The sequence below is a fragment of the Micromonospora sp. NPDC002296 genome, assembly GCF_040296145.1.
Taxonomy (GTDB): Bacteria; Actinomycetota; Actinomycetes; order Mycobacteriales; family Micromonosporaceae; genus Micromonospora.
In genome coordinates this window covers 1-26,957 of sequence record NZ_JBEOWQ010000055.1, presented here as the reverse complement: position 1 = coordinate 26,957, position 26,957 = coordinate 1, and the positions used below count along the sequence as shown (strand labels likewise).

The following is a 26,957-nucleotide window of genomic DNA, read 5'->3' as shown; positions in this document are numbered from 1 at the left end:
CGGAGAGGATTCCTCTCCGGGCCCGCCGGGTCAGGCGCAGGGTGACGGGGTGGTGAGGCGTCCGAGGGGGTGGGTGGGGTGGCGACGGAGGCTGGCGCGGAGTTGGTCGGCGTCGGGATGGCCCAGCGCGCCGAGGATGTCCAACGCCCGCAGCCAGGCGAGCCGGGCGGCCTCCGGGTCACCCGCCGCCTGGTGGCTCTCCCCGGCGTGGGTGAGCGTGTCGGCCTCGTAGTAGCGGTCACCAAGGTCACGGAACAGCTCCACCGCCCGCTGGTAACAGGCGGTGGCCTGCCGGTGGTCGCCGAGGTGGTGGTGGGCGTAGCCGAGGCTGTCCCAGGTGTTGGCCTCGCCGAACCGGTCGCCCACCTCGCGCACCAGCTGCAGCGCCCGCCGACAGTAGTGCAGGGCCGCACCGTGGTCGCTGAGCTGGGCGTACTGCCAGCCGACCGAGTTGAGGGCGCGGGCCTGCAGGGCGCGGTCGCCGCCGGCTTCGATCAGCTCCAGCGCGTGCTGGGCGTGGGCCAACCCCTCCCGATGACGCCCCTGCCGGGAACAGACCCAGGCGAGGCTCCGGGCAACGTGCGCCTGGCCGGTCACGTCCCCCAGCAGGGCGTACAGGTGGGCCGCCTGCCGGAGCTGGGCGTACGCCTCGGCGAACTCGCCCAGTTGGGCGCGGGCACGGCCAAGGCCAAGGCGTACGCTCGCGGCGGCCCGAGGGTCGGCCAGCAGGTCGGCGGCGGTCAGCGCGGTCTCGTGGGTCGCCGCCCAGTCCTGCCAGTGACCCTTGCGGTCGAAGAAGTCGGCCATGGTCCAGGCCAGCCGCCAGGCGTGCGCGTACAGCCCGTCGTCGGCCGCACGGGTGACGGCGTTGAGCAGCACCGGATGCTCCGCGACGAACCAGGCCATCGCCTGCTCGGCATCGACCGGCGCCACCGCTGCCACGCCAGGGCGGGCGGGCTCCAGGTCGATCGGATCGCGGAACGGTTGGAGCAGCCGGGCACCGGCATACGCGACGTGCAGGTAGGAGTCGAGCACCCGGCGCACGGCAACCTGACGCTCGCTGTCGCTGTCGAGGTCGTGGGTCAGCTCGTTCGCGTAGACGCGTAACAGGTCGTGGATCCCGTACCGGCCGGGCGCGTGCTCGATGAGCAGGTGAGCGTGGGCCAACTCGGCCAGCAGCATCCGGGCCTGGCCCAGCGAGACGCCGGCCAGGCTGGCCGCCGCCGGGACCGCGACGTCCGGACCGGGGTGCAACCCCAGTAGCCGGAACAACCTGCCGGCCGCCGGGCTCAGCGCCTGGTAGGACCAGGAGAAGACGGCGCGTACGTCGGTGGCCGAGTCGCCGCCGTCGAAGGCGTCCAACGCGTCGGCCGCGTCGCGTAGCTCGCTGGCCAGCGCCGCCAGCGAGAAACCGGGGCGGGTGGCGGCGCGCGAGGTGGCGACGGCCAGCGCGAGGGGCAGCCGGGCGCAGCTCGCGATGATCTGGTCGACGGCGGTCGGCTCGCCGGCCACCCGGTCACTGCCCAGCCGGCGGGCCAGCAGGTCCCGGGCCTCGGCCTCAGGCAGCAGATCGAGAGCGAGCGGCTGGGCGCCCTCGCCGGCGACCAGGGAGGTGAGCTGGTTGCGGCTGGTCACCACGGCAAGGCAGCCGGCCGAGCCGGGTAGCAGCGGGCGGACCTGCGCAGCGTCGCGGGCGTTGTCGATCAGGACGAGGACCCGACGGCCGGTCAGCAAGCTGCGGTACAGCGCGGACTGGGCGGACAGGCCAACCGGAATGCGCTCCACCGGTACGCCGAGAGCGTCCAGGAAGCCGCGGATCGCGTCGGCGGGTTCCAGCACCCCACCGGCGTCGAAGCCGCGCAGGTTGACATAGAGCTGGCCGTCCGGGAAACGGTCCGCGACCCGGTGAGCCCAGTGCACGGCCAACGTGGTCTTGCCCACTCCCGGCGCGCCGGAGACGGCCGAGATGACCATCGCCGGCGGATCGGGCTCACCCGGCCGGCCGAGTCGTTCGTCGAGCCGGCGCAGTTCGTCGCCACGACCGGCGAAGGCGCGTACCGCCGGGGGTAGTTGGGCCGGCGCGGACGCGCGGGCCGCGACCGCGACCACCTCGCCGGCCGGCGCGGACCAGGCGAGCGCCGGGTCCTGCGCCAGGATGGCGCTCACCCGGTTGCGCACCGCCGGGCTCGGCTCGATGCCCAAGTCGTCGCGGAGCGTGCGGCGCAACCGTCGGTACGTCGCGAGCGCGTCGGACTGCCGGCCGGCCCGGTAGAGCGCCACCATGAGCTGTTCGTGGAGGTGCTCGTCGAGGGGATGTTCCTGGGTCAGCAGCTCCAGCTCCGGTACGAGCTGCGCGTGCTCGCCGAGCGCCAGGCGGCTGTCGACCAGCGCCCGGACCGCGACCAGCCGCAGGTGTTCCAGGCGTTCGGCCTGCTCGTGCAGCCGGCCGAGGCTGGCGACGTCGACCAGCGATCGCCCCCGCCACAGCCCAAGGGCGCTGGTCAGCACCGTGCGGGCGTGCCCGTGGTCGGTCGACCGGGTGCCCTCGCGGATGAGCCGCTCGGCCACCTCGACGTCGGTGGACTCACCCGGCAGGTCCAGCACGTACCCCGGAGAGCGACCCACGATCGCGCTCCGGGCGCCGATGACGCGCCGCAGGTAGGAAACGTGGCTCTGCAGGCTGTTCGTCGCGGTCGCGGGAGCCTGGTCTCCCCAGATCACGTCGATCAGGCGGTCGGTGCTGACGATCACGCCCGGGTTCAGGGCGAGCACCGCGAGTACGCCTTTGCGCCGGATTCCGGAAATCGAACCGGCCGTGGTGCCCGCGGTCACGTCGACCGGTCCGAGAAGCCTGACTCGCATTGGTCCGCCCCCGCCTCAACCACAGGATTCGACTCAGGTTATCGACGGAACAAGCGCCCTGGACGGCTCAGTCGGACACCGGACGGTGCCGGCATTCCAGCGCCACGTCAGCCGCGCAACAGCGGCCGATGTCAGAGTTCGTTCACTGCAACAGCAGCAGCAGTCATCCACACTTTTCAGCAGGAGGAAGTCACCGTGAGATTCCGGATCCCGATCGCGTTCGGCGGCGCGCTCGTCATGATGACGATGGCGCTGGGTGGCGGTACCGCCGCCGGGGCGGCCCCGGCCGACAAGAGCCGCGGCATCGGCACCAACGCTGTGCAGAATTACACGATCTTCGTACACACCGCGAACATCGACGGGGCCGGCACCGACGCCACCGTGCGGATGAAGGTGTACGGCACGCTCGCCGAGTCCCCCGGCTACGTCAACCTCGACAACTCGGCCGACAACTTCGAGCGCAACAGCAACGACTATTTCGGGCCGTTCTCGTGGTACGACATCGGACGCCCCGATTTCATCGGTGTCTACAAGGGCAGTAACGGTTCCGAGTGGTACCCGGAGTACGCGCAGATCTACGCGCACGCCACCGGGACCTGGTACCACTGCCCGATGAACGCCTACTACGGCGACGGCGAGGAAACCCGCTGGTTCGACTGTCCGTGAGGTCGAATCCGATCTGGTGATCGCGGCGCAACCTGAGCTACGAGGGTGTCCCCGGCCGACTGACGGCCGGGGACACCGCCGTACCCGGCAGCTGACCCACCCGGGCAGCAGCATCCGCGTTCAGCTCCGCCCACCGTCGACGCCCGCGCCACCTCCCCGGGCACAGGCTCAGGTGGACCGACGCTCAGGGTTGTTCTTGGGCTGGAAGGTCCGACGCACTAGCATTGCCGCAGTCCGGACGGCTCTGGCTGAAACGAGGCAAAATGCGTTGGCTCCAGCGGTTGCTGGGCGGCGGGCAGGTCCAGCTCGATGCGGGACGGCAGCAGGCACTGCTACGGGACGTCCAGCACCGGTACGGCGCCCACGTGCAGATCCGGTTTCCCGAGCAGGTCCAGGCGGTCACCGGGATGCTGAACGGCGACGACGGCTTGGTGGTGGCGGCCCGGATCGTGAGCCAGGTCGCCGACGAGGCCCACGCGGACCTACTGGCCCAGGCCCACGAAGTACACCGCCGAACGGGCCGGCGGCTCCTGGTGCACCGCCGGAACTACCGGCCGCTGTGGGTGGAGGCCGGCCCGGCACTGCGGTGGCCACTGTTCACGTTGCCGTGCGGCTTCCACCCGTACGCGCAGGTGACCGCCGCCGTCGCGGTGGTCGGCAGTCAGGCGGCCCGGCTCGACCGGGTGACCGACCCGAACCCGCTCCTGACCCACGTGTTCGAGGTGCTCGACCTCACCACCGCCGGTTGGGAGTACGGCCGGGTGCGGGTGGACACCGACGCCGCTGCCCTGGCCGATCGACTGATCTCCACCGCCGCACAGATCCTCGCGGCCATGGACGATCCGCCCCGGCTGCCACCTCCGGTCCGTGAGCTCATGCGCCGGAACAACACCCTCGACGTGCACGATCCGACCGCCCCTCGGGCAGTGGGTGGGATCAATCCGGGCGCGAGGATGCGCGAGCGTCTGCTGGCCTGAGGACACGGCGGCGATCGCCCATCCGCCAGGCTGCATGTCTTCCGTCCGGCGGCAGAAGCGCACATCTGACCGCGCCCTCGAATCCGCCGGAACGCGGGTACCGCAAGGACCGACGTGCTTCCCGCGCCGGCCCTGAGCTTGCTCTGCCGATCCGAGAGCTCATACAGTCCCGTGGTGAACATGGCGCAGGTCCGGCAGGCGTATGCGTCCGTCGCAGAGCTCTACATCGGGCTGTTCGGTACAAGCCAGCAGGTACACGCCGACGACCTCGCCTTCATCGGGCGGCATCTGGCGGGCCGGCCTGGCACGGTACTCGATCTGGGCTGCGGGCCTGGCCATCTCACCGATTACCTTCGCTCGCTGGGGGCCGACGCGACGGGAATCGACATGGTCCCCGAGTTCATCGCCCATGCGCAGGCAGCCCACCCGGGTGGGAGGTACCAACTCGGGTCGATGGAGCAGCTCGCCGTCGCCAACCACTCCATCGCCGGGATCCTGGCCTGGGGCTCGTTGATCCATCTACCGCCGGAAGATCTCGACGGCGTGCTCGCCGAGTTCCGGCGAGCGATGGCTCCGGCCGGAACGTTGGTGCTTGGCATCTTCATAGGCGACGAGGTCGCCGCCTTCGACCACAAGGTCGTGACCGCCTATCGCTGGCCCGTCGACGAGTTCTCCGAGCGACTGACACGAGCCGGCTTCGCGGAAGTTGAGCGCCTGCAGCGGCCCAGCGAAGGCCCTCTTCGGCCACACGCCGCCATCGCGGCAGTCGCGACCGAATAGTGAGCCGAGTCGGCGAGCCTTGTGGACCGGACGGGGCGGGCTCCGGTGCACCGGTCGCTCTCATCCCCTGAGCACCTACCAGCGGCAGGAACGGGGAGGGAGAGAATCGGCCATGGACTTCGAGCTATTCCAGGCCCTCGGGTGCCCCACCTGCGACGGATCCGGCAGAACCAGCACCGGGACGAAGTGCCCCACCTGCGGTGAGACCGGCATCCCCACCTGCCCCGTCCACACGGTCGTCATCGTCGGCTGCCCGCACCCCAACCCCGCTGACATCTACCGTGCCGCAGGCAGCTCTCGCGGTGCCGCCGACCCGAAGGAGCAGTGACCGTGGCTGACCTGACCCACCAGCAGAACAAGCAGCTCCGAGAGATGGCCGGCGGGCACACAACCTGCACGCCGCCATGCGCCGTTACGGGGTAGGAGTAACCCTATGGACATGGACCGCGTCACCACCGAAATCACCATCACCGGCAGCCTGTGCAACCGGATCCGCGAGCGAGCCGACGCCGATGTGGAGGCGTGGGAAAGGTTCACCGCTGAAGTCCGCGAACTGGCTGACCGGCCCGAATACGCCAGCCTGGGCTTGACCGTTCACGACCGGTGATCGGCCTGAACCACCCCAAGCACCTGGGCAAGTGCCACCCGAACCGGCAGAGTCGCCACATTGAGCAGGCCCAGGGCGTCAGGCCAGGGGGAGCTCACTCGCAGCGGTCTTCGACGCCTCCATCTTGCCTGCTGCCTGGATCATGCCGGCCGCCGCCGATGTTCCGTGCGGGCATGAGAAAGCCCCGGCCGGCAGCAGCCAGACCAGGGCATCTCCCGTATCGGGTGCCCGGATCACCCGGACACCACCATGGCTCAGGTCAGTGGTTGCAGTAGGTGTGCTCGTACCGGGTATCCGTCGTGTCACCGTCGGAGCCGCCGTTGTTGTCGGCGTACCAGAGGATCCCGGTGCTGGTGATCTCCTTGACGTAGTGGTTTCCGGTGATGTGCTTGTGACCCCGCTGCCACGAAGGAGCCTCAGCCCCGGCCCCCTTGTTGATTTCGATCCAGTCGCCAGGGTTGCAGCCGCCACCAGCGTGCGCAGGGGTAGGCAGGGGAAGCAGTGCGAGAGAGACGGCGGCGGTCATGACGGCGACGCGGACGGTTGACCGAAGCTTCATTGGCACCTCTCAACATCGGTAGATGTTGAGAGACAAGCATCGCGGCCCGACGTTGCCGACCAAAAGGTCACCATCCTGACAGAAGTCGGTCCCGCCCACCGCCACGCCGACTCCAGGCATTCCGCCCCGATTGGTGCGACCCGCCCGTCGCGAGCCCGTCGAAGACGTCGGCATCCACGATCAGGACGGTCCAGGATCCACCGGGCCGGCGATCAGCCCCGTGCCCGCCAACGCCAGGTGGGGTTCGAAGTCGACGTGCAGCCAGTGGCAGCCGGCCGCCGTGGCGTCCGCCGCCGCAGCCTCGGCCAGGGCGCGCGCGTGCAGCGCGCTGAGCTCGCCGTCGTCAACCGTGAAGCGCGACACCAACTCGATGGACATGCCGCCACCTCAGGGTCGCCCCTCATCGCGACCGGGGGCCATCCCGGTCCGTCCGGCGTGTCGATGCCCGCGCTGGTTGGCGGCCACGTCGGCGGCTTGGTGTTGCTGGTCGAGGCGGCGGGCGCAACGGCCGGTCGGGTGCGGGGCGGCCATCGCGGGTGCCCCGAAGTTTCGATAGCATCGAACAAGCGTGGCGGGCGCTCCCGCCGGGACGCGACAGGAGGTCCCCGTGCGGTCCATGGAGAGCAACCCGGTCCGGGAGCGGCCCCTGCCCGGCGAGCGGGCGGCGGACGCCACCCCCGCCGGCCTGGTGGGAACGCGCATCCGCCAGTACCGCAAGGAGCGCGGGCTGACGCTGCGCGGCCTGGCCGCCCGTTCCGGCCTGTCGATCGGCTTCCTGTCCCAGGTCGAGCGGGGCATCTCCTCCATCGGCCTGACCGCGCTGGGCAGCGTCGCGAAGGCCCTGGACCACACGGTGGCGGAGTTCTTCGACGCCGGCGCCGACTCCCCCGACCGGGCGGTCGGCCCGCTGCCCACGCACTTCACCCTCACCAGGGCGGAAACCCCGGCCACCCAGTACGTCTCCGGCCAGCAGACCTACCGGATGCTGTCGGAGCGGGGGCCGGACCTGGTGCTCGAACCGATGCTGGTGCACATCGCGCCGGGGGGCCACCGGGAGGCCACCTACGGCCATGCCGGAGAGGAGTTCGCGTACGTCATCTCCGGCGAACTGCTCTACGAGGTCGACGGCGTCGAGCACCGGCTGCGGCCGGGCGACAGCGTGCACCTGCGCTCGTCGGTGCCGCACTCGATGTACAACGACACCGACGCGGTGACGACCGTCGTGTCGGTGGTCACCCCGCGGCTGTTCTGACGCCGGTCGATCGCCTCGCCGCCCGCAGGGCGGCGGTGGCACCGGCGGCGCTTGTTCACACTGGTGAAACACCGCGAACATCTCCGGGCCCGCCGCGGTGGCGACGCCCTATGCTCGGTGGCCCAACCGGTGCTCCACGACGGCCATGGTGGCCCGCCAGACGGTCGAGCCGGGATCGATGACGGCGAAGTGGTCGCCGGGCAGTTCAAGGTGGTCGACGTCGTCGCCGGCCGCGCGGGCGGCGACGGCGTACCGGCGGTTGGCGTCGACGAGGTCGGGGCTGTCGTCGGCGCCCTGCACCAGCAGGGTCGGCACCCCGATCGGCACCCGGCCCATGGGGTCGGCGGCGGCGTACCGCTGCGGCACGGTCTCGGGGGTGCCACCGAGGGCGACGGGAATGGCCCCGTCGCCGAGGTACCGCCGTTCGCCCTCGGTGAGGTCGAGGACGCCGGCCAGCGACACCGCCAGCGCGACGCGGGCCGCCGCGACCCCGGGCGGGCCGGGGAGGTCGCGGTGCGCCCCGCCCGCCTGGTCGGCGCAGGCCCGCAGCGCGAGCTGGCCGCCGGCCGAGTGGCCGAGGAGCACGACGCGGTCGAGGTCGAGCCGGCTGCCGGCGGCGGAGCCCGCCAGCGCCGCGACGCCGGCCGCCACGTCGGCGGTGGTGGCGTCCCAGCCGTGCCGGTCCGGGCGGCGGTACTCCACGTTCCAGGACGCGTAGCCCCGGCCGGCCAGGTCGACGGCGAGGGCGTCCATCAGGTCGGCTCCCCACACCGACCGCCAGAACCCGCCGTGCAGCAGCACCGCGACCGGCACCGGGCCCGCCCCGACGGCGGGCGGCAGCCGCAGCTCGCCCCACTGGTCCGCCAGCGGGCCGTAGGCGATCCGGGCGGCCGGCGACCGGTGGCGGTGCACGGCGTGCCGGACGGCCCAGGCCAGGCCCCAGGCGCCCCGACCCTGAAGGTGGACGGCACCGGGCACGGGCGGCTCGACGGTGAGGTCGTACCACACGACGTGGGGCGGGGCGTCGCCGATCAGGGCGCGTACCTCGGGGTCCGGGCCGGGCAGCGCCACCACGGGCGACCCCGTCCGGGTGACCAGGGACCGCACCTCGGCGGCGGAGGCGGCGGTAACCAACCGGCCGGTGACGCCGAGTTCCGCGCACGCGGCGGTGGCGAGTGACTCCAGCAGGGCGGCGTCGGCCACCACTGCCGGGCCGACCACGACGAGGATGCGCATCCGCCGTTCCCTTCTACCTGCGCAGCAGGGGCAGCACGGCGGAGCCGAGCAGGTCCACCCCTCGGTCGTCGGTCAGCCCGTGCGGGGTGCCGAACTCGACCCGGCGGACCCCGGCGTCGATCAGCGTCTGGGCCTGCGCGGCCACCTGGGCCGGGGTGCCGGAGAAAGCGAACCGGTCGAGCACGTCGTCGGGGATGAGGCGACCGGCGGCCTCGTGCGCGCCCTCGTCGACCAGGGCGCCGACCCGCTGCACCAGGCCGTCGGGCAGCGCGACGGTGGGGTCGAGGTCCGCGACGACGGCGAGGTACATGGCGACCTCGGTGCGGGCCTTCGCCCGGGCCGCCTCGCCGTCGGTGTCGACCACCGTCACGGCGCCGAACACGATGCCGACGTCCTCGACGTCGCGGCCGGCCCGGTCGGTGCCCACCCGCACCCGGTCGCGGATCACCGGCACCATGTCGGGGTTGGCGCTGCCGCCCACCTTGATCTCGTCGGCGATCCGGCCGGCCAGGGCCGCGCCCTGCGGGCCCCACGCGCCGAGCAGCAGCGGCGGGTCGGGCCGGTGCACGGCGTAGCGCAGCGCGGTGCCGGGCTCCAGGGTGAAGACCCGGCCGGGGTAGCCGTCCCGGTCGCCGCGCAGCAGGCGGTAGACGACGGCCGCCGCCTCCTCGATCGTGGTCAGCGGCCGGGGTTGGGCCAGTCCGACCGCCCCGAGCCAGGTGCCGCGGGCCAGCCCCAGGTAGGCCCGGCCGTGCGAGGCCAGGTCCAGGGCGGCGAGCTGGCCGGCGATCTCGTACGGGGCCAGCGAGTACGGATTCAGGCAGGCCGTCCCGAGCCGGACCCGGCTGGTCGCCCGGGCCATCTCCAGCAGCGGGAAGATGGGCGGCTGGTACATCAGGTCACCGAAGACGGTCAGCACGTCGAAGCCGTGGGCCTCGGCGGCCTGCGCCAACGCGGCGTACGCGCCTGCGGGCTTGTCGCTCTGCAGCCCGAGTCCGATCTCGACAGCCATCAGGTCAGGTCCGCCGAGTTCATCCGTCGCCGGCAGGTCCGTTCCACCTTCATGACAAGTCGCTCCTCGGGGTCGGGGCAGGCGAAGTGGGAGTCCTGAGCCAGCCAGTCCCCGGCGGCGAGGTCACGCTGCTTCGCGGCGAGGAACGGCAGGACGGCGGCCAGCGCGTACACGCAGAAGTGCTGGCCCGCGGGCAGCTTCAGGTGGGCGCTGTCGGTCAGCTCGAAGTGGTCGCCGACCGCCATGCCGCAGACCGACCGGCCCTCGATGCGGTCGACGGTGACCCGCAGGTCGTAGATGTCCATGTCGCCGTCCGGGATCTCCGTCATGCCTGCTCCCTCTCCTGGACCCGTACGATGATCTTTCCGATGGTCCGGCGGGCGGCCAGCTCGGCCAGCGCCGCGGGGGCCTGTTCCAGGGACACCACCCGGCTGACCGGCGGGCGGACCGCACCGGCGGCGTGCAGGTCGAACAGGGCCTGGTAGGCGGCGCGCACCTCGGGGGCGCGGCGCCACGGGTACCGGGAGCCCCAGGACAGGCCGACCAGGGTGGCGTTCGCGGCGATCAGCCGGGCCGGGTCGACCGGCGGCGGTGGGCCACCGGCGGCGCCGACGGTGACGAGCCGGCCCTCGAAGGCCAGGCAGTCCAGCGAGCGCGCCAGGATGTCGCCGCCGACCGGGTCGACGACGACGTCGGCGCCGTCGCCGTCGGTGGCGTCCCGCACGGCGGCCACGAAGTCCTCGGTGGTGTAGTCGACGGCCACCGCCGCGCCCTGTTCCCGGCAGACGGCGGTCTTGGCGGAGCCGCCGGCGGTGGCGAGGACCCGCGCGCCCCGGGCGACGGCGAGCTGGGTGACGGCGATGCCGACGCCGCCGGCGCCGGCATGCACCAGCACCGTCTGCCCGGCGGTGACGCCGGCGCGTTCCAGGGCGAACCACGCCGTCTGGTACGTGACCGGCAGCGCCGCCGCGGTCACCGGGTCCACGGTGGGCGGGCGGGGCACGACCACGGTTGCGTCCACCGTCACCGTGGAGCCGAGCGCGCCGCGGGGCAGCGCCGGGCAGGCGACGACCTCTTGGCCCAGCAGGTACGCAACGCCCTCGCCCGCGGCGACGACCCGGCCGGTGGCCTCGACGCCGGGGGTCATCGGCGGGTCCGGCCGCACCGGGTACTCGCCCCGGCACAGCGACACGTCGAGGAAGTTCAGGCCGACCGCGTGGACGGCGAGGCGGACCTCGCCGGGGCCGGGCGGCGGGTCGTCGGGCAGTTCCGCCACCGACAGCACGTCTGTCGGCTCGCCCGTTCGGTGGGCGACCAGCCGGCGGATCACGGGGCCGGCTCCGGTTCGCGCAGCAGTTCGGCGTGGTGATGCACGATCAGCCACCGGTCACCGACCCGGCGCAGCACGTCCGTGACGCGGGTGAGCTCCGGCGGCCCCTGGGCGTGGGCCCGGGCGACGAGGACGTAGCGGGCTACACCGAACTCGCCCCAGACGTCGATCTGCTTGTCCCGCGCGGCGAGCACAGCCGGCCGGGGCCGCTGCCCGGTGGCGTCGCGCTGGTCGCGGTACGAGTCGAGCTGCGAGCGGGTGCGCAGCGGGCCGGGCAGGTGGGTCTCCCAGGTGGTCACCTCGGGGTGCAGGTGGCCGTCGAACCGGGCGCGGTCGCCGGCCAGGAACGCCTCGTACATGTCGTCGATCGCGGCGGCGATGCCCGCCGCCCCGGCGGTGCGGTCCTGGCCGGCGTACCCGGCGGTGCGGTCCTGGCCGGCGTACCCGGCGGTGTCGGCGAACGTCATCGGGCACCTCCCGGCGCGGCGGTCCGATCGTCGCGGACGACCCGGCCGCCCTTCATCACCCAGCGCACGCCCCGGAACGCGGCGGCGCCGTCGAGCGGGTCGTCGTCCATGGCGATCAGGTCGGCCAGCTTGCCGTCCTGCACGGTGCCACGGTCGTCCTCGACGCCAAGCCACCGGACGGGGCCGAGGGTGCCGGCGTGCAGGGCCCGGGCCGGCCCGATCACCTCGGCCATGTACTCCAGCTCCCGCACGGTGGCGTTGGTGCCCTCGAAGTGCCAGAACGGCGGCATGTCGCTGCCGAGCAGCACCTGCACCCCGGCGGCGACGGCCGTCGCGAAGCTCTCCAGGTGCCCGGGGCCCGCGCCGAGCGACCGGCACTGCATCCATTCCGGCACGCCGAGCTCGTCGAAGAACTCCTTGCAACGGGTCACCAGCAGGGTCGGCACCAGGGCCGTGCCCCGCTCGGCCATCCGCTTCGCGACCTGCGGGGTGAGCTGGTAGCCGTGCTCCACGCAGTCCAGGCCGAGGTCCACGGCCGCGCCGATCACCTCCGCCGGTCCGGCGTGCGCGGTGACCTTGCGTCCCCAGGCGTGCGCGGTCTCGATCACGGCGGCGAGTTCGTCGGTGAAGAGCTGGGGGGTGTGGATGCGTTCGTGCTCTCCGGCGATGCCGCCGGAGATCATCACCTTGATCAGGTCCGCGCCCGCCCGGATCTGGCTGCGCGCGCCGTGGCGGAAGCCGACGGGCCCGTCGCACTCGAGGGTGTCGCTGCTCTCGTGGCCGTGCCCGCCGGTGCAGACGAGGGCGCGGCCGGCGGTGTGGATGCGGGGGCCCTCGGTGCGGCCGGCGGCGATGGCGCGGCGCAGCGCGAAGTCGGCGTGGTCCTTCTCGGCGACGCAGCGCACGGTGGTGACGCCGCAGTGCAGGGTCCGCCGGGCACCGTCTGCCATGTAGAGGGCGAGGTCGTGCGGGCCCATTCCCTTGACGCTGTCGCCCCCGGCGCCGGGCAGCGACAGCGAGAAGTGGGTGTGCATGTTGGCCAGGCCGGGGGTCAGGTACGCCCCGTCGAGGTCCAGGTCGGTCACCGGGCCGACGGCCCGGGCCCGGGCGGCCACCTCGGCGTACGGGCCGACGGCGGCGATGCGGTCGCCGCGGACCCAGACGCCGGCGTCGGGCAGGGGTTTGGTGCCGTCCGCCACGCGGGCGTCCAGCACGGTGCAGTTGCCGAGCAGCAGGCCCGACGGCTCGGGGGTGCTTGCGGCGGTCATGCGGTCACTCCGTACAGGTCGTGGGCGGCGTGGACGGAGACGTAACCCTCGGCCACGTCCCGGCGTACCGCCTCCGGATCACGTCTCCTCGGATCGCCGTGCCCACCACCACCGGCCGTCAACAGGGTCACCCGGTCACCCACCTCGACCGGCGTCCGCTTCGTACTCACCCGCGCCTCCCGATCCGTACCGGGGAACACCACCACCTGGTTCGGCTCCGGCGACAACCCACCATCGAGCGCCCACGGCGCGGTCTTCGTCTTCTTGATCACCGACAGGAACTCTCCGGACGACACGAACCGGATGTCCCGCCGCAACCCGCACCCACCCCGGAACCGCCCCGCGCCACCCGAATCCGTACGAATCTCCACCCGCTCGAAGAACATCCCCGTCCGCGCCTCCAGAACCTCGACGGGGGTGTTGCGGGCCTGGGTCTGGCACAGGTGGTTGGCCGGCCCGATGCCGTCGTGGTGCGGGGTGCCGCCCCAGCCGACCGGGTCGTTGTTGCTGACCGCGAACATCCGGCCGGTGTCCGGGTGCGGGCCCACCATCATGAACCCCGGCACGTCACCGCCACTGGACGCCGGCAACCGGTCCGGCATCCCCTGGGCCAGGGCCCGGTAGATCAGTTCCAGGGCCACGGTGCCGGTCCACTGGGTGAACGTGGCGGCCGGGTACTGCGCGTGGAACAGTGATCCGGGCTCGGTGCGTACCCGCAGTGGGGCGAAGTGGCCGGCGCTGGTCTGCTCGGTGGGCGTGGTGATCGCCTTGAACGCGACCCGGCAGGTGGCGATGGTGGCCCCGAGCGGGAGGTTCACCGGCCCGGCCACCGCCGGGGACGATCCGGTGAAGTCCACGGTGAACGTGCCGTCGGCGACGGTGACGGTGACCCGCATGCGGATCGGATCGTCGGTGACGCCGTCGTCGTCGAGCCAGTCCTCGGCGGTCCAGCTGCCCTGCGGCAGGGCGGCCACCGCCTCGGCGGCGGATTCGGCGGCGGCGGCGATCACCCGGTCGATGACGGCGTCCACCATGGTGGGTCCGTACTGCCGGTACAGCTCGGTCATCCGCCGCTCGCCCGTGCGCAGCGCGGCGATCTGGGCGTTGAGGTCGCCGAGGACGAGCTCGGGCATCCGCGAGTTGAACCGGATCAGCTCGTGGATCTCGTGGACCGGCTCGCCCCGGGCGTACACCTTCGTGCCGGGGAAGATGATCCCCTCCTGGTGCATGTCGGTGGAGTCGAGCACGTAGCCCGGGTCCTTGGCGCCCAGGTCCATCCAGTGGGCGCGTATGCACAGGAAGCCGATCGGCTCCGCGTCGCCGGGCAGGAAGACCGGGGCGAACAGCGTCGCGTCGTAGGTGTGCGCCGCGTTCCAGTACGGGTAGTTCAACAGCACCACGTCGCCGGGGTGCAGGTTGTCCCGGCCGACGTACTCGACGCCGCGCTGGATGGAGTAGTCGTTGGCGCCGAGGAAGCGGGACAGTCCGGTGGACTCGGCGACCAGCCGCAGGTGGCGGTCGTAGAGGGAGATGCCGAAGTCGTAGACCTCGTAGATGACCGGGTTGAAGGCGGTACGCACCAGCGCGGCGCGCATCTCCTCGGCGGCGGAGACAAGATAGCTGCGGACCACCTCGACGGTGGCCCCGTCGACGGCCGGCTCACTCATCGACGTCCACCCCGTACAGGTCTCGGGCGGCGGGGGCGGAGACGTAGCCCTCGGCGACGTCCCGGCGTACCGCCTCCGGATCACGTCTCCTCGGGTCGCCGTGCCCACCACCACCGGCGGTCAACAGGGTCACCCGGTCACCGGCCCGCACCGGCGTCCGCTTCGTGCTCACCCGCGCCTCCCGATCCGTGCCCGGGAACACCACCACCTGGTTCGGCTCCGGCGACAACCCGCCATCGAGCGCCCACGGCGCGGTCTTCGTCTTCTTGATCACCGACAGGAACTCTCCGGACGACACGAACCGGATGTCCCGCCGCAACCCGCACCCACCCCGGAACCGACCAGCACCACCCGAATCCGTGCGGATCTCCACCCGCTCGAAGAACATCCCCGTCCGCGCCTCCAGGACCTCGATCGGGGTGCCCCGGCCGGTGCTGCCGGAGACGTGGGTGGCGGCGTCCATCCCGTCGTGGTGCGGGGTGCCGCCCCAGCCGACCAGGTCGTTGTTGCTGACCGCGAACATCTGACCGGTGTCCGGGTGCAGGCCCACCATCATGAACCCCGGCACGTCACCGCCGCTGGACGCCGGCAGCCGCTCCGGCATCCCCTGAGCCAGGGCCTTGAGGATCAGCTCGACGGCGACGATGCCGGTCCACAGGGTGAAGGTGGGCTGCGGGTAGACCGCGTGGAAGAGGGTGCCGGGCTCGGCCCGTACCTCCAGTGGCGCGACGGTGCCGGCGTTGGACGGCTCGTCGGGTGAGGTCAGCGACTTGAGGATGACCTTGCAGATCGCCTCGGTGGCGCCGAACGGCATGTTGATCGGACCCCGGGTGGCCGGCGCCGAGCCGGCGAAGTCGACCGTGAAGGCGCCGTCGGCGATGGTGACGGTGACCCGCATCTTCACCGGGTCGTCGGTGATGCCGTCGTCGTCGACCCAGTCCTCGGCGGTCCAGCTGCCCTGCGGCAGGGCCGCGAGCGCGGCCCGGGCGCGGGCCTCGCCGTCGGCGATGATCCGGTCGACGGCCGCGTCCACGGTCGGACGCCCGAACTTCTCGACGATCTCCAGCAGCCGGCGTTCGCCGGTGCGCAGCGCCGCGATCTGCGCGTGCAGGTCGCCGAGCACGGCGTCGGGCATCCGCGAGTTGAACCGGATCAGCTCGTGGATCTCCCGAACCGGCTCGCCCCGGGAGACGACCTTGGTGCCCGGGAAGATCAGGCCCTCCTGGTGCATGTCGGTGGAGTCGAGCACGTATCCCGGGTCCTTGGCGCCCAGGTCCATCCAGTGCGCCCGGACGCAGAGGAAGCCCACCAGCTCGCCGTCGGCGTCCGAATCGGCCGGGTCGGGCCGGAAGACCGGCGCGAACAGGGTCGCGTCGTAGGCGTGCGCCGCGTTCCAGTACGGGTAGTTCAGCAGCACCACGTCGCCGCGGTGCAGGTTGTCCCGGCCGACGTACTCGACGCCCTTGGCCAGCGAGTGGTCGTTGGCGCCGAGGAAGAAGGTCAGGCCGGTGGCCTCGGCGATCAGTCGCAGGTCGGGGTCGTATATCGACAGGCCGAAGTCGTGCACCTCGTAGATGACCGGGTTGAACGAGGTGCGGATCAGGGTGGCCCGCATCTCCTCCGCCGCCGACAGCAGGTAGCTGCGGACGACCTCGACGCGGGCACCGTCCAGGGTGGTCATGCGGCTGCCTCCAGGGTGACGAGCAGGTGTCCGTGGTCGTCGACGGTGACCCGCTGGCCGCTGGGCACCACCGTCGTGGAGGTGCCCTCGTCGACCAGTGCCGGCCCGGCGAACGTGTCGCCCGCGTCCAGCGCGGACCTGTCGTACACGGCGAACGGCACGACCGCCCGCCGGCCGAAGTCGTAGGCGTCCCGGTGGGCCAGCAGGGCCTGCGCCGGATCGCCGTCGCCACGCGGACGGGTGTCCAGCTCGGGCCGGTCGGTGCGGCCGATGCCGCGCACCCGCAGGTTGAGGATCTGCAGCGGGTTGCCCATGGTGTGGCCGTACCGGCTGCGGTGCAGCTCGTCGAACGCGGTCCGGACCGCGTCGCGGTCGAGCGTGCCGCCGACGGTGACCATCAGGCTGTGTTCCTGGCCCAGGTAGCGCAGCTCGAACTGCCGTTCCAGCAGGGCCTGGTCGGCCGGCACGCCCTGCGCCTCGAGCGACGCGACCGCCTCGGTTCCGACGGCCTTGAAGAGCTGGTCCAGCTCGACGAGGTCCGCGTCGTCCAGGGTGGCCATGACGGTGCGGCTGAAGTCGTTGACGATGTCGGCCGACAGCATGCCCCACGCGGAGAAGCCGGACGGCGCGAAGGGCACGATCACCTCGCCGATGCCCATCTCGCGGGCCAGCAGCGGGGCCAGCAGCGGCCCCGCCCCGCCGAAGGCGAGCAGGGAGAACTGCCGGGGGTCGTGGCCGCGTTCGACGGTGATCTGCCGGACCGCGCCGACCGTGCGGGCCAGCAGCACGTCGAGCACGCCTGCGGCGGCGGCCTCCACGTCCAGTCCGAGCGGCTCGGCGAGCTGTTCGCGTACGGCGTCGCGCGCCGCCGCGTCGTGCAGTCCCATGGTGCCGGCGAGGAAGCGGTCGGGGTCGACGTAGCCGAGCACGACGGCCGCGTCGGTGACGGTCGGTCGGGTGCCGCCCCGGCCGTAGCAGACCGGCCCGGGGTCGGCGCCGGCGCTGTGCGGGCCGACCTTGAGCAGGCCCCGGTCCAGCCAGGCGATCGAGCCGCCGCCGGCGCCGATGGTCCGGATGTCGTACGTCGGGATCAACAGCGGGAAGTGCTCTAGCTGTGCCTCGTACGCGGCGGCGGGGTTGCCGCGTTCGATGACGCAGGCGTCCAGCGAGGTGCCGCCGATGTCGAAGGTGAGCAGGTTGTCGCGGCCCAGCTCGGCGGCCAGGTACGCGGCGCCGACGATGCCGCCGGCCGGCCCGGACAGCACGGTGTGGGTGGGTGACGTCTTCGCGACCGCGCTGCTCATCGAGCCGCCGCCGGAGCGCATGATCAGGAACCGGCCGGTGAAGCCCCGCTCGGCCAGCCCGGCCTCCAGCTCGTCGACGTACCGTTCGAAGATCGGCCGGATGTACGCCTCCAGCACGGTGGTGCTGGTCCGCTCGTACTCCCGGTACTCGCGCACGATGTCGGTGGACAGCGACAGGCTGACCTCGGGGAACTCCTCGCGGATCAGCCGGGCGGCCTCCTGTTCGTGGCTCGGGTCGAGGAACGAGTGCAGGAAGCAGATGGCGATCGAGGTGACCTGCTGGTCGACGACGAGGGCGCGGGCGGCGGCGCGGACGCTGTCGGGGTCCAGTTCCTCCACCACCCGACCCCGGTGGTCGAGCCGGCCCCGCACCCCGGCGGTGAACCGGCGCTGGACCAGGCTCTCCGGCCGCTCGTACTGGAAGTCGTACATGTGGTCGTTGGGCACGTTGCCCCGGCCGACGAGAAAGATGTCCCGGAAGCCGTCGTTGGTGATGATGCCGGTGCGTCCGCCCCGGCGTTCCAGCACCGCGTTGAGCCCGAGGGTGGTGCCGTGGATGAACAGCTCCACCTCGGACAGGTCGGTGCCCAGGGCGGTGATGGCGGCGAGTACCCCGTCGGCGGGGCGCGCGGGGGTGGTGGAGGCCTTGCGGAAGCGGACCCGGTTGGTGCGGGTGTCCAGTTCCATGGCGTCGACGAACGTGCCACCGATGTCGACGGCCAGCCGGACGGGACGACGTGTCATGGCGTGGTGGCCTGCTTTCCGATCAGGGCGGGGAGCTCGGGGACGCGCCAGCAGGCGGCCCGGCTGGCGCCGTGGGACTGGAGCTGCTGCGGCTGGGTGCGGCAGGTGTCGGTGACGAACGGGCAGCGGGCGGCCAGCGGGCAGCCGGTCGCCGCGTCGGCCTCTTCCAGGTCCTTGACCAGCTCGACCGGCGCGTCGTCGGGCGGCGGGGTCCCGCCGAGGCGGGGCGCGCTGGCCAGCAGGGCCCGCGTGTACGGGTGCAGGGGGTGGTCGAAGACGACGTCGACGGGGCCCTCCTCGACGACGCGCCCGAGGTAGAGCACCACCACCCGGTCGGCGAATCCGCGCACCGTGGCCAGGTCGTGGGAGATGAACACCGCCGCGCGGTCGGCGTCGGCGGCCACGTCGGCGATGAGGGCGAGGATCTGCGCCTGCACGGTGACGTCCAGGGCCGAGGTGGGCTCGTCGAAGACAATCAGGTCCGGCTCGCCGACCAGGGCGCGGGCGATGCCGATCCGCTGGGCCTGCCCGCCGGACAGCTCGTGCGGGTAGCGGCGCAGGATCGCGCGGTCCAGCTCCATCCGGTCCAGCACCGCGGCGACCCGGGTGTCGCGCTCGGCGGCGGACAGGCCGGCGGCCCGGAGGGGCTCGGCGATGGAGTCGCCGACCGTGCGGCGCGGGCTGAGTGACCCGATCGGGTCCTGGAACACCAGTTGGGCGCGGGTGCGCAGCCGCCGCGCCGCCCGCCCTGACGCGCGGCCCCGGCCGGGCCCCGGGGTTGCCCCGGCGACGGTGACCGTGCCGGACGTGGGCGGCACCAGGCCCATGATGAGCTTGGCGAGGGTGCTCTTGCCGCAGCCGCTCTCGCCGACCACGCCGAGTGTCTCGCCGGGCGCGAGCCGCAGGCTCACCCCGCGCAGCGCGTGGTGGCCGCCGGAGGAGAACCGGCTGCGGTAGACGACGTGCGCGTCGTCGATCTCCAGCACGGCGGGCCCGGTGCCGCGCGGGGCCGGGTCTGCGGCGTCGGATCCCGGGCCGAGGGCGGAGGCGGAGGAGCCCGGTGGGACGGCGGCGGCGTTCGAGCCGGGTGGGACGTCGGCCGAGCCGGCGTCGAGGGGGCCGGTGCGGGGGTGGAAGCAGGCCAGTGACCAGCCGTCCGGACCGCCGACGAGTGGCTCGGTGGGCGGCCGGCGGGTGACGCAGGTGTCGTCGGCGTGCGCGCAGCGGGCGGCGAACGGGCAGCCGAGCGGCGCCCGGGTCAGCAGCGGCATCGCGCCGGGGGTGGCGACGACGGGCCGGCCGCCGAGGTCGGGCACCGACCGCAGCAGCGCGCGGGTGTACGGGTGCGCCGGCTGGCGCAGCACCTGACCGGCCGGGCCGCTCTCCACCACGGTGCCGGCGTAGAGCACCACCACCCGGTCGCAGACCTGGGCGATGGAGGCGAGGTCGTGGGAGATCAGCAGTACGGCACGGCCGTCGGTGTCGGCGGCGTGCCGGAACTGCCGCAGGATCTCCCGGGTCAGGGTCACGTCGAGGCCGGTGGTCGGTTCGTCGGCGATCAGCAGGCCGGGGGCGCAGCCCGTGGCCAGGGAGATCATCACCCGCTGGGCCATGCCGCCGGACAGCTCATGGGGGTACGCGTCGAGCCGGCGCTGCGGGCTGCGGATGCCGACGGCCTCGAACAGCTCCCGCGCGGCCTCACGGGCCCGGTCGGCGGGCACGTCCTGGTGGGTGACGAGCCGGTCCACGAGCTGCCGGCCGACGGTGCGGGTGGGGCTGAGCGCGCCGCGCGGGTTCTGGAAGCAGATCGCCGCTCCCCGGCCGCGGTGGGCGGCGAGCGCGGACTCGTCCATCCGCAGCACGTCCGCGCCGTCGAAGTCGACCCGCCCGGTGGCGTGCGAACCGCCGGGGAGCAGGCCGACCACGGCGCGGGCGACCATGCTCTTGCCCCCGCCGCTCTCCCCCACCAGGCCGACTACCTCGCCGGATCGCACGGTGAGGGTGACGTCGCTGAGCGCGGCCACCTCGCGGCCGGGGCGGCGGATGACCACCGACAGGTTCTCGATCGACAGCATCCCGGTCACCGCCGCTTCGCGTCCGCGCGTTCCTGCAGGCCTTCGCCGAGCAGGCTGAATCCCAGGACGCAGACGAGCAGGGCCAGGCCGGGTGGGACCGAGGTCCACCACCGGCCGCCGACCACGTCCGCCGCGCCGAGGCTGATCATCGCGCCCCACTCGGCGGCGGGGATGCTCACGCCGAGGCCGAGGAAGGACAGCCCGGCCAGGGTCAGCATCGCCCAGCCGCAGTTGAGCGGGGCGATCACCCGCACCGGGGTGAGGCTGTTGGGCAGCAGGTGCCGCCACAGGATGCCCGCGGTCGACGCCCCGGAGGTGACGGCGGCGTCGACGAAGGGCAGCTCGCGCAGGGTGCGTACCTCGGCGCGGACCAGCCGGGCGTAGGCCGGGGCGTTCACCGCGGCGATGGTGATGATGAGGTTGACGGTGCCGTTGCCGAGCAGGGCGGCCACCGCCAGGGCCAGGATGAAGGTGGGGAACGCCTGGAAGATGTCGACCACCCGCATCAGCACGTCGTCGATCCAGCCGCCGCGGTAGCCGGCGACCAGGCCGAGCAGCGTGCCGACGGTGACGGCGAGCGCGACGGCGGCCACCGCGATGCCCAGGTCCAGCCGGGCGGCGTGGAGCACCCGGCTCCAGATGTCCATTCCGTTGCCGTCGGTGCCGAGCAGGTGACCGCCGCCCGGGCCGGTCAGGGTGGCGGCGGGGTCGATCTCGGTCTCGCCCCAGGAGCTCAACAGCGGCGCGCACAGCGCGGCCACCGCGATCACCGCGAGGATCGCGGCACCGGTGACGATCAGGACGCGGGCGAAGCGGCTGCCCGGGGCGGGGCCGGTGACGGGGCCGGGCGGGGCTGTGGCCTCGGTCGGGCCGCTGGCGCGCGGGTCGGCCATCAGATCCTCACTCTCGGGTCGAGGATGGCGTGGACCACGTCGGCGATGAGGAACACCAGCACGTAGCAGAGCGCGATCACCAGCACGGATGCCTGTACCACCGGGTAGTCGCGATAGAGCAGCCCGCGCAGCGCCCACTGGCCGAAGCCCTGCCAGGAGAAGACGTACTCGACGAGCACGGTGGAACCGATGGCGGTGCCGAACACCAGCGCGGCCAGCGACGGCAGCCGGACGAGGGTCGCGCGCATCAGGTAGCCGTACAGCAGGGTGCGCCGGGGCAGGCCGTGCGCCGCCGCCGCGGCGTACGGCTCGGAGTGCAGCACCTCCAGGGCGGAGGCCCGCACGCTGCGCAGCAGGGGCGCGACGACGCCGATGACCAGGGTCAGCACCGGCAGGACCAGGTACGCCGCGGCGGAGGCCATGGCCGGTCCGTTGCCGGTGAGCGCGGCGTCCACGAGGTCCGCGCCGGTCAGCGGGGTCAGGTCGGTGTCGGGGTCCACCCGCCCGTTGGGGGCCGGGAACCAGCCGAGCACGCTGTAGCCCACCAGCACCAGCACGAGTCCGAGCCAGAACTCGGGCACGGAGTTGCCGACCAGGGCGAGGACCCGGATGCCGTGGTCGGCCGGACGGTCGGCGCGGCGGGCCGACCACACACCGAGGACGGTGGCCACGGCCAGGGAGATGGTCACGGCGATGACGACCAGTTCGAGGGTGGGCCCCACCCGCAGCGCCATCTCCGCGCCGACCGGGGCGCCGCTCTGGATCGAGGTGCCGAAGTCGCCCGTGACCAGCCCGGTCAGGTAGTCGAGGAACTGCCGCCAGAGCGGCTGGTCCAGCCCGAAGCGGGCACGGGCGGCGTCGGCGTCGGCCTCGGTGGCGTTCTGCCCGAGGATGGTCCGCACCGGGTCGCCGGGCAGCACCCGGACCAGGAGGAAGGTCAGGACGATCACGCCGAGCAGCACCGGGATGAGCTGGATCAGCCTTCTGGCAACGAACCGGAGGATGCGCATGGGCAGCGGTCCCGCCCGACCTAGGCCGACGCGGTCAGGTAGCGCAGGCGGGCGAGGCCGTCCATCGGCTGCACCCAGCCGGCGACGTCGTCGCGTACGGGCAGGTTGAAGTTGGGCTGGCAGACGACCACCCAGGGCACGTCCGCGGCGAGGATCTCCTGGACGCGCTTCCAGAGCTGGCCGCGGGCCGCCTGGTCGACGGTGGTGTGCGACTGCTCGTAGAGCTTCTCGATCTCCGGGTTGCTGTAGTTGGAGTAGTTGAGGTTCGCGCCCTTGACGAAGCTCGTGGCGAGCATGTACTCGACGTCGTCGACCCAGAGCTGACCCGAGGTGATCTGCAGCGGGACGTTCTTCTTGGACCGCCGCTCGCCGAGGGTGGCCGGGTCCAGCGGGGTCAGCTTGAGGTTGATCCCCACCTTCGCCGCCTCGCTCTGCACCTGGACGGCGATCTTCTGCTGTTCCTCGTTGTCGGCCTCGAAGACCAGCTCGGAGTCGACGGTGGTCCTGCCGGCCGCGGCCATGGCCGCCCTTGCCCGGTCGAGATCGTGGGTGAACGGGTACCCGCCGGCGTCGTAGCCGGGCATGTCCAGCGGCACGGGGCTCTTGGCGGCGCGGGCGTCCCCGCCGTAGACGTTGTTGATGATCTGCTCGTACGGCGTCGCGTGGGCGAGGGCCTTACGGACGTTCACGTCGTTGAACGGCGCCGTGGTGACGGACATCTGGATGGTGACCTGACGGTTACTGGCGGCCGAGATGACCTTGATGCCGGCGGCCTTCTTGAGGTCCTGGATGTCGCGCTGGCTGATGCCGAGGGCGATGTCGATGTCGCCGGCCTGGAGTTGCAGCCGTTGGTTGGAGGCGGCGGGCACCACGGAGATCCGGATGGTGGGCGTCCTGGCCGGGTCGGGGCCCGGGTATCCGGCGTTCGCGGAGAGCTCGATCTCCTGCCCCTGGGTGGCCTTCGTGACGTTGTAGTAGCCCCCGGTCGGCGGGTTCTTGGCGAACCACTCCTTGGCCCAGGGGTCGCCGGCGGTGGCGTGCTTCTTCGCCTCGACGGAGTCGAAGACGTACAGCGAGATGGCCTGGATCTGCCGGGTGAGGGCGCTGGGGAACGCCTGGTGGAACTCGACGGTGTGGTCGTCGACCACCTTGACCTGGTCGGGCTTGGTCAGGCCGATGGTGCGGTAGACGCCGGCGACGTTGGCCTGGGCGGCGAAGGCGCGGTCCTTGGACCACTTCACGTCGGCGGCCGTCAGCTCGTTGCCGCTGGCGAACTTGACCCCGCGGCGCAGCTTGAGCGTCCAGACCCGCTGCGTGGCGTCCGGTTCGAAGGACTCGGCGAACGTCGGGGGGACGTTCTGGGTGTCGAGGATCTGGCTGTCCCCGGCGGCGGTGACGCCGTAGTCGATCAGGTAGGGGAAGACGTTCTTGTACAGCATCAGCGCGGTCAGGTCGAAGCCCACGAAGTCCTGGTCCCAGCTCGACAGGTAGCTCGAGACCGCGATACGCAGCGCCTTGGCGGTGGGGCCGCCCGACGCGCCGTCGCGGGGCTTGGACTCGCTGTTCGCGGCGCAGGCGCCGGTGGCCAGCAGGAGCGCCACGCTGCCGCCCAACTGCAGGACCCCGCGGCGGGAGAGGGCGGGCGAGGAGGCGCCGCCCGCACGGTGGGAACGAGCCATGGGTAGTCCTCCTAGAACACGAGGCAGATGGTCCTGCTGAGGACCTACTCGTGTTCTACCGGATTAAGTGAGAGTGAACAAGGGCCTGAAACCTGTTCGCCGCCGAACCCTCGAAACCGGCCGCTCATGCTGGCCGAATGGCCGATGACCCGCAGAGCCAATGTTCACACGAGTTCACAGAGTCGATACACGCATCCATACGGCGGTGCCGGGGGCGTCCCGGCCGGACGGGACGCCTGTCCCTGGCGGCCGGGTCGATCCGGCGCGTTGACTCTGATCCATGACCTCACTCCCGGACCACTTCCCGGCCCACGTCAAGGGCTCCTACGTCAACTGCGCCGAGTACACCCGCAAGGCGCAGCTCACCGCCGTCCCGGACCCCGAGCAGTTCCCCGCCCACGTCAAGAACAACTACGTCACCTGCGCCGAGTACACCCGCGAGGCCCAGCTCACCGCCGTCCCGGACGTCGACCACTTCCCGGCCCACGTGAAGAACTCCTACGTCAACTGCACCGAGTACACCCGCGCGCCGCAGCTCACCGCCGTCCCGGGCGGCGCGGCATGACCGTGCTCGCCACCTCCCGGCTGGAGCGGGTCTGGCAGGAGTGGCTCGCCGAGAACCTGGCCATGGGCGCCCCCGTCGAGCAGGCGCGGGCCGCCGCCGTCGCCGGGGGCGCCGACCCGGAGGCCGTCGACGCGGAGCTGGGCGAGCTCACCGCCCACCCGTACTTCGCCGTGTGCCGCCGCCTCGCGCTGCGCTACGACTGGATGGAGTCCGTGCTGGACACCTACCGGACGCTGCGCAACAGCGACGGCGGGGAAACCCTGGAGCGCCGCGCGGGCCTCACGCCGGAGGAGTTCTTCGCCCGGTACTACTTCGGCCACCGGCCCGTCGTGCTGGACGGTCTGATGACGGACTGGCCCGCGCTCGACTGGACCCTGGACGGCCTGGCCGCGGCCTGCGGCGACGCGGTCGTCGAGGTGATGACCGGGCGGGAGGCCAACCCCGACCACGCCTGGCAGTACGACCGCCACCGCACCACCATGCCGTTCCGCGACTACCTGGCGCTGCTCGGGTCCGGGACCCGCACCAACGACTACTACATGGTCCCCCGCAACGAGAACTGGTCCCAGGCGCTACGCCCGCTCGCCGCCGACGTGCGCCCGCCCGAGGGGATCGTGGACCCGGCGGCCCTCGGGCATCTGCTGCTGGGCCCGGCGGGCACGGTGACCCCGCTGCACGTGGACAACAGCACGGTGCTGCTGTGCCAGGTCCTCGGCCGCAAGCACGTGCGCCTCGTTCCCTCGTACGAGCGGCATCTGATCTACCCGCGCGGTGGCACGTTCAGCGCGGTCGACGCCGCCCGACCGGACCTCACCCGGCACCCGCGGTTCGCCGAGGCAACCGTGCTGGAGACCGTGCTGGAGCCGGGACAGATGCTGCTCATCCCCGTCGGCTGGTGGCACTGGGTGCAGGCCCTGGACGTCAGCGCCACGGTCACCTTCCACCACTTCCAGGTCCCCGGGCAGAACCACAAGATGGCGACCCCGCCGGCCGCGGGCCTCGACGAGTGACGCCCCCGGGGCCGGGCCGTCGACCGGCGACGCCGCGGTGACGTGGCGCACCGGCCCCCGGTCCGGCGGCGGGCCCGTGGACCCGGATCGGCCGCCGGACGCGCAGCCCGGTCAGGACCCGCGCGTCCGGCAGAGCCCGGACAGGGCGTCGGCGACGGTGGCGATCCCCTGCTCGATGTCCGAGGCCGGGTTCGCCGCGTACCCGAGGACCAGGCCCGGGCGGTACGGGCGCTGGCAGTGCCAGGACAGCGGCTGCGTCTTCACCCCGCGCGCCAGGGTCGCCGCCGCCAACTCGGTGTCGGCCACGTCGGCGTCGAGGGTGACCATCAGGTGCAGCCCGGCGGCGGCCCCGTGCACCGTGGCCCGGGGCAGGTGCCTGGCCAGCGCGGCGATCATCGCGTCCCGGCGGCGGACGTGGCGACGACGCAGCAGCCGAAGCTGCCGCTCCAGTCCCCCGGAGGTCATCAGCTCGGCGAGCACGAGTTGCGGGAGCACCGCGTTGCCGAGGTCGGCGTTGCGCTTGGCGGCCACCACGGCGTCGCGGTACCGCCGGGGCACCAGCAGCCAGCCGACCCGCAGGGCGGGGGCGAGCAGCTTCGACACGCTGCCGGCGTAGCAGATCCGGTCGGGCAGCATTCCCCGCAGCGCGGGCACCGGGGGCCGGTCGTAGCGGTGCTCGGCGTCGTAGTCGTCCTCGATGACCAGGCCGCCGTCGCGGGCCCAGGCGACAAGCCGGCGGCGGCGCTCGCCGTCGAGCACCACCCCGGTCGGGAACTGGTGGGCGGGGGTGAGCAGCACGGCCGGCAGGCCGGCTGCGGCGAGGGCGTCGACGCGCACGCCGGCCCCGTCGACCGGGACCGGCGGGGTGTCGACGCCCCAGTTGTTCAGGTGCTGGCGGACGCCGAGGGAGCCCGGGTCCTCCACCCCGATCCGGGTGATCCCGTCGGCGCGCAGCGCCTGGGCGAGCAGGCCGAGCGCCTGGGACACCCCGGCGACGACGACCACCTCCATGGGGTCGACGGCGATGCCCCGGCTGCGGGCCAACCAGCCGGCGACCGCGTGGCGCAGCGCGGGCGCGCCGCACGGGTCCCCGTAGCCGAAGTCGGCCGGGGCGAGGCGGCCCAGTACGGCCCGCTCGGCGCGCAGCCAGTCCGCGCGGGGAAAGGCCGCCAGGTCGGGCAGGCCGGGCGTCAGGTCGATCCGGGCGGGCACGGCGCGTACCGCGTCGAAGACGTCGCTGCCCGGGGCCTGCGGGAACAGCGCGGCCGTCGTGGTCGCGGCGGCCGGGGCGCGGCGCGGCGGTGACGGGCCGG

At 72.7% G+C, this 26,957-nt stretch carries 25 protein-coding genes; 8 read left to right on the top strand and 17 right to left on the bottom strand.

Going from position 1 to position 26,957, the window contains the following annotated elements; genetic code table 11:
* Nucleotides 1–30 precede the first annotated feature (30 nt).
* Entirely contained in the window at nt 31–2,772 is a 2,742-nt protein-coding gene (locus tag ABT023_RS26140) for an AfsR/SARP family transcriptional regulator (protein ID WP_350889041.1), read from the bottom strand.
* Between the two features lie 285 nt (nt 2,773–3,057).
* Between ABT023_RS26140 and ABT023_RS26135 the strand changes: the two genes are divergently transcribed.
* The 5 genes from ABT023_RS26135 (at nt 3,058) to ABT023_RS26115 (ending at nt 5,892) form a co-directional block, all read left to right on the top strand.
* Nucleotides 3,058–3,528, top strand: coding sequence for a PLAT/LH2 domain-containing protein (locus tag ABT023_RS26135; RefSeq protein WP_350889040.1), 471 nt, complete (start codon nt 3,058–3,060; stop codon nt 3,526–3,528).
* Nucleotides 3,529–3,791: 263 nt separating this feature from the next.
* Nucleotides 3,792–4,505: a hypothetical protein gene (locus ABT023_RS26130; RefSeq protein ID WP_350889039.1), complete on the top strand. Its 714-nt coding sequence runs from the start codon at nt 3,792–3,794 to the stop codon at nt 4,503–4,505.
* A 174-nt stretch (nt 4,506–4,679) separates the two neighbouring features.
* On the top strand, nt 4,680–5,285 hold the full coding sequence (locus tag ABT023_RS26125) for a class I SAM-dependent methyltransferase (protein WP_350889038.1): 606 nt from the start codon (nt 4,680–4,682) through the stop codon (nt 5,283–5,285).
* Nucleotides 5,286–5,397: 112 nt separating this feature from the next.
* A complete protein-coding gene (locus ABT023_RS26120) occupies nt 5,398–5,613 on the top strand; it encodes a hypothetical protein (protein WP_350889037.1) in 216 nt (71 codons plus the stop codon).
* Nucleotides 5,614–5,724: 111 nt separating this feature from the next.
* Nucleotides 5,725–5,892 carry a hypothetical protein gene (locus tag ABT023_RS26115; protein WP_350889036.1) on the top strand — a complete coding sequence of 56 codons (168 nt, stop codon included), beginning with the start codon at nt 5,725–5,727 and terminating at the stop codon, nt 5,890–5,892.
* A 259-nt stretch (nt 5,893–6,151) separates the two neighbouring features.
* Here the strand turns inward: ABT023_RS26115 and ABT023_RS26110 are convergent, their stop codons facing one another.
* Both ABT023_RS26110 and ABT023_RS26105 read right to left on the bottom strand, forming a co-directional pair.
* Nucleotides 6,152–6,451: a hypothetical protein gene (locus tag ABT023_RS26110; RefSeq protein WP_350889035.1), complete on the bottom strand. Its 300-nt coding sequence runs from the start codon at nt 6,449–6,451 to the stop codon at nt 6,152–6,154.
* Between the two features lie 180 nt (nt 6,452–6,631).
* Nucleotides 6,632–6,829 (bottom strand): hypothetical protein, encoded by a 198-nt coding sequence (locus ABT023_RS26105; RefSeq protein WP_350889034.1) that lies wholly within the window; start codon nt 6,827–6,829, stop codon nt 6,632–6,634.
* A 238-nt stretch (nt 6,830–7,067) separates the two neighbouring features.
* On the opposite strand from ABT023_RS26105, the gene ABT023_RS26100 reads away from it, so the two are divergent.
* Nucleotides 7,068–7,703 carry a helix-turn-helix domain-containing protein gene (locus tag ABT023_RS26100; RefSeq protein WP_350889043.1) on the top strand — a complete coding sequence of 212 codons (636 nt, stop codon included), beginning with the start codon at nt 7,068–7,070 and terminating at the stop codon, nt 7,701–7,703.
* 108 nt (nt 7,704–7,811) lie between these two features.
* Here the strand turns inward: ABT023_RS26100 and ABT023_RS26095 are convergent, their stop codons facing one another.
* The 13 genes from ABT023_RS26095 to ABT023_RS26035 are packed head-to-tail and all read right to left on the bottom strand — an operon-like array spanning nt 7,812 to nt 24,069.
* A complete protein-coding gene (locus ABT023_RS26095) occupies nt 7,812–8,939 on the bottom strand; it encodes an alpha/beta hydrolase family protein (RefSeq protein WP_350889033.1) in 1,128 nt (375 codons plus the stop codon).
* 13 nt (nt 8,940–8,952) lie between these two features.
* Nucleotides 8,953–9,951 (bottom strand): LLM class flavin-dependent oxidoreductase, encoded by a 999-nt coding sequence (locus ABT023_RS26090; RefSeq protein ID WP_350889032.1) that lies wholly within the window; start codon nt 9,949–9,951, stop codon nt 8,953–8,955.
* Nucleotides 9,951–10,280, bottom strand: a complete 330-nt coding sequence (locus ABT023_RS26085) for a TIGR04076 family protein (protein ID WP_350889031.1) — start codon at nt 10,278–10,280, stop codon at nt 9,951–9,953. The genes ABT023_RS26090 and ABT023_RS26085 overlap by 1 nt, the downstream gene beginning before the upstream one ends.
* Nucleotides 10,277–11,281, bottom strand: coding sequence for an NADPH:quinone oxidoreductase family protein (locus ABT023_RS26080; RefSeq protein ID WP_350889030.1), 1,005 nt, complete (start codon nt 11,279–11,281; stop codon nt 10,277–10,279). The genes ABT023_RS26085 and ABT023_RS26080 overlap by 4 nt, the downstream gene beginning before the upstream one ends.
* On the bottom strand, nt 11,278–11,748 hold the full coding sequence (locus ABT023_RS26075; RefSeq protein ID WP_350889029.1) for a DUF4440 domain-containing protein: 471 nt from the start codon (nt 11,746–11,748) through the stop codon (nt 11,278–11,280). The genes ABT023_RS26080 and ABT023_RS26075 overlap by 4 nt, the downstream gene beginning before the upstream one ends.
* Complete coding sequence (locus ABT023_RS26070; protein WP_350889028.1) at nt 11,745–13,016, bottom strand: amidohydrolase family protein; 1,272 nt, start codon at nt 13,014–13,016, stop codon at nt 11,745–11,747. Before ABT023_RS26070 ends, ABT023_RS26075 begins: the two co-directional genes overlap by 4 nt.
* Nucleotides 13,013–14,683 carry a hydantoinase B/oxoprolinase family protein gene (locus ABT023_RS26065; protein ID WP_350889027.1) on the bottom strand — a complete coding sequence of 557 codons (1,671 nt, stop codon included), beginning with the start codon at nt 14,681–14,683 and terminating at the stop codon, nt 13,013–13,015. The genes ABT023_RS26070 and ABT023_RS26065 overlap by 4 nt, the downstream gene beginning before the upstream one ends.
* Nucleotides 14,676–16,364, bottom strand: a complete 1,689-nt coding sequence (locus tag ABT023_RS26060) for a hydantoinase B/oxoprolinase family protein (RefSeq protein WP_350889026.1) — start codon at nt 16,362–16,364, stop codon at nt 14,676–14,678. The genes ABT023_RS26065 and ABT023_RS26060 overlap by 8 nt, the downstream gene beginning before the upstream one ends.
* The gene (locus tag ABT023_RS26055) at nt 16,361–18,412 is read right to left on the bottom strand and encodes a hydantoinase/oxoprolinase family protein (protein ID WP_350889025.1); all 2,052 of its coding nucleotides are present in this window, start codon (nt 18,410–18,412) and stop codon (nt 16,361–16,363) included. Before ABT023_RS26055 ends, ABT023_RS26060 begins: the two co-directional genes overlap by 4 nt.
* Nucleotides 18,409–20,487, bottom strand: a complete 2,079-nt coding sequence (locus ABT023_RS26050) for a dipeptide ABC transporter ATP-binding protein (RefSeq protein WP_350889042.1) — start codon at nt 20,485–20,487, stop codon at nt 18,409–18,411. Before ABT023_RS26050 ends, ABT023_RS26055 begins: the two co-directional genes overlap by 4 nt.
* A 5-nt stretch (nt 20,488–20,492) precedes the next feature.
* Entirely contained in the window at nt 20,493–21,380 is an 888-nt protein-coding gene (locus tag ABT023_RS26045; RefSeq protein WP_350889024.1) for an ABC transporter permease, read from the bottom strand.
* Nucleotides 21,380–22,390 carry an ABC transporter permease gene (locus ABT023_RS26040; RefSeq protein WP_350889023.1) on the bottom strand — a complete coding sequence of 337 codons (1,011 nt, stop codon included), beginning with the start codon at nt 22,388–22,390 and terminating at the stop codon, nt 21,380–21,382. The genes ABT023_RS26045 and ABT023_RS26040 overlap by 1 nt, the downstream gene beginning before the upstream one ends.
* Nucleotides 22,391–22,410: 20 nt before the next feature.
* Entirely contained in the window at nt 22,411–24,069 is a 1,659-nt protein-coding gene (locus tag ABT023_RS26035; RefSeq protein ID WP_350889022.1) for an ABC transporter substrate-binding protein, read from the bottom strand.
* 280 nt (nt 24,070–24,349) lie between these two features.
* Here ABT023_RS26035 and ABT023_RS26030 point away from each other — a divergent pair, with 280 nt between their 5' ends.
* On the top strand, nt 24,350–24,634 hold the full coding sequence (locus ABT023_RS26030; RefSeq protein ID WP_350889021.1) for a hypothetical protein: 285 nt from the start codon (nt 24,350–24,352) through the stop codon (nt 24,632–24,634).
* Nucleotides 24,631–25,644, top strand: coding sequence for a cupin-like domain-containing protein (locus ABT023_RS26025; RefSeq protein WP_350889020.1), 1,014 nt, complete (start codon nt 24,631–24,633; stop codon nt 25,642–25,644). Before ABT023_RS26030 ends, ABT023_RS26025 begins: the two co-directional genes overlap by 4 nt.
* A 111-nt stretch (nt 25,645–25,755) precedes the next feature.
* On the opposite strand, the gene ABT023_RS26020 is transcribed toward ABT023_RS26025, so the two are convergent.
* Nucleotides 25,756–26,957: aminotransferase-like domain-containing protein (locus ABT023_RS26020; protein ID WP_350889019.1), on the bottom strand; the 1,202-nt coding region annotated here is incomplete at its 5' end.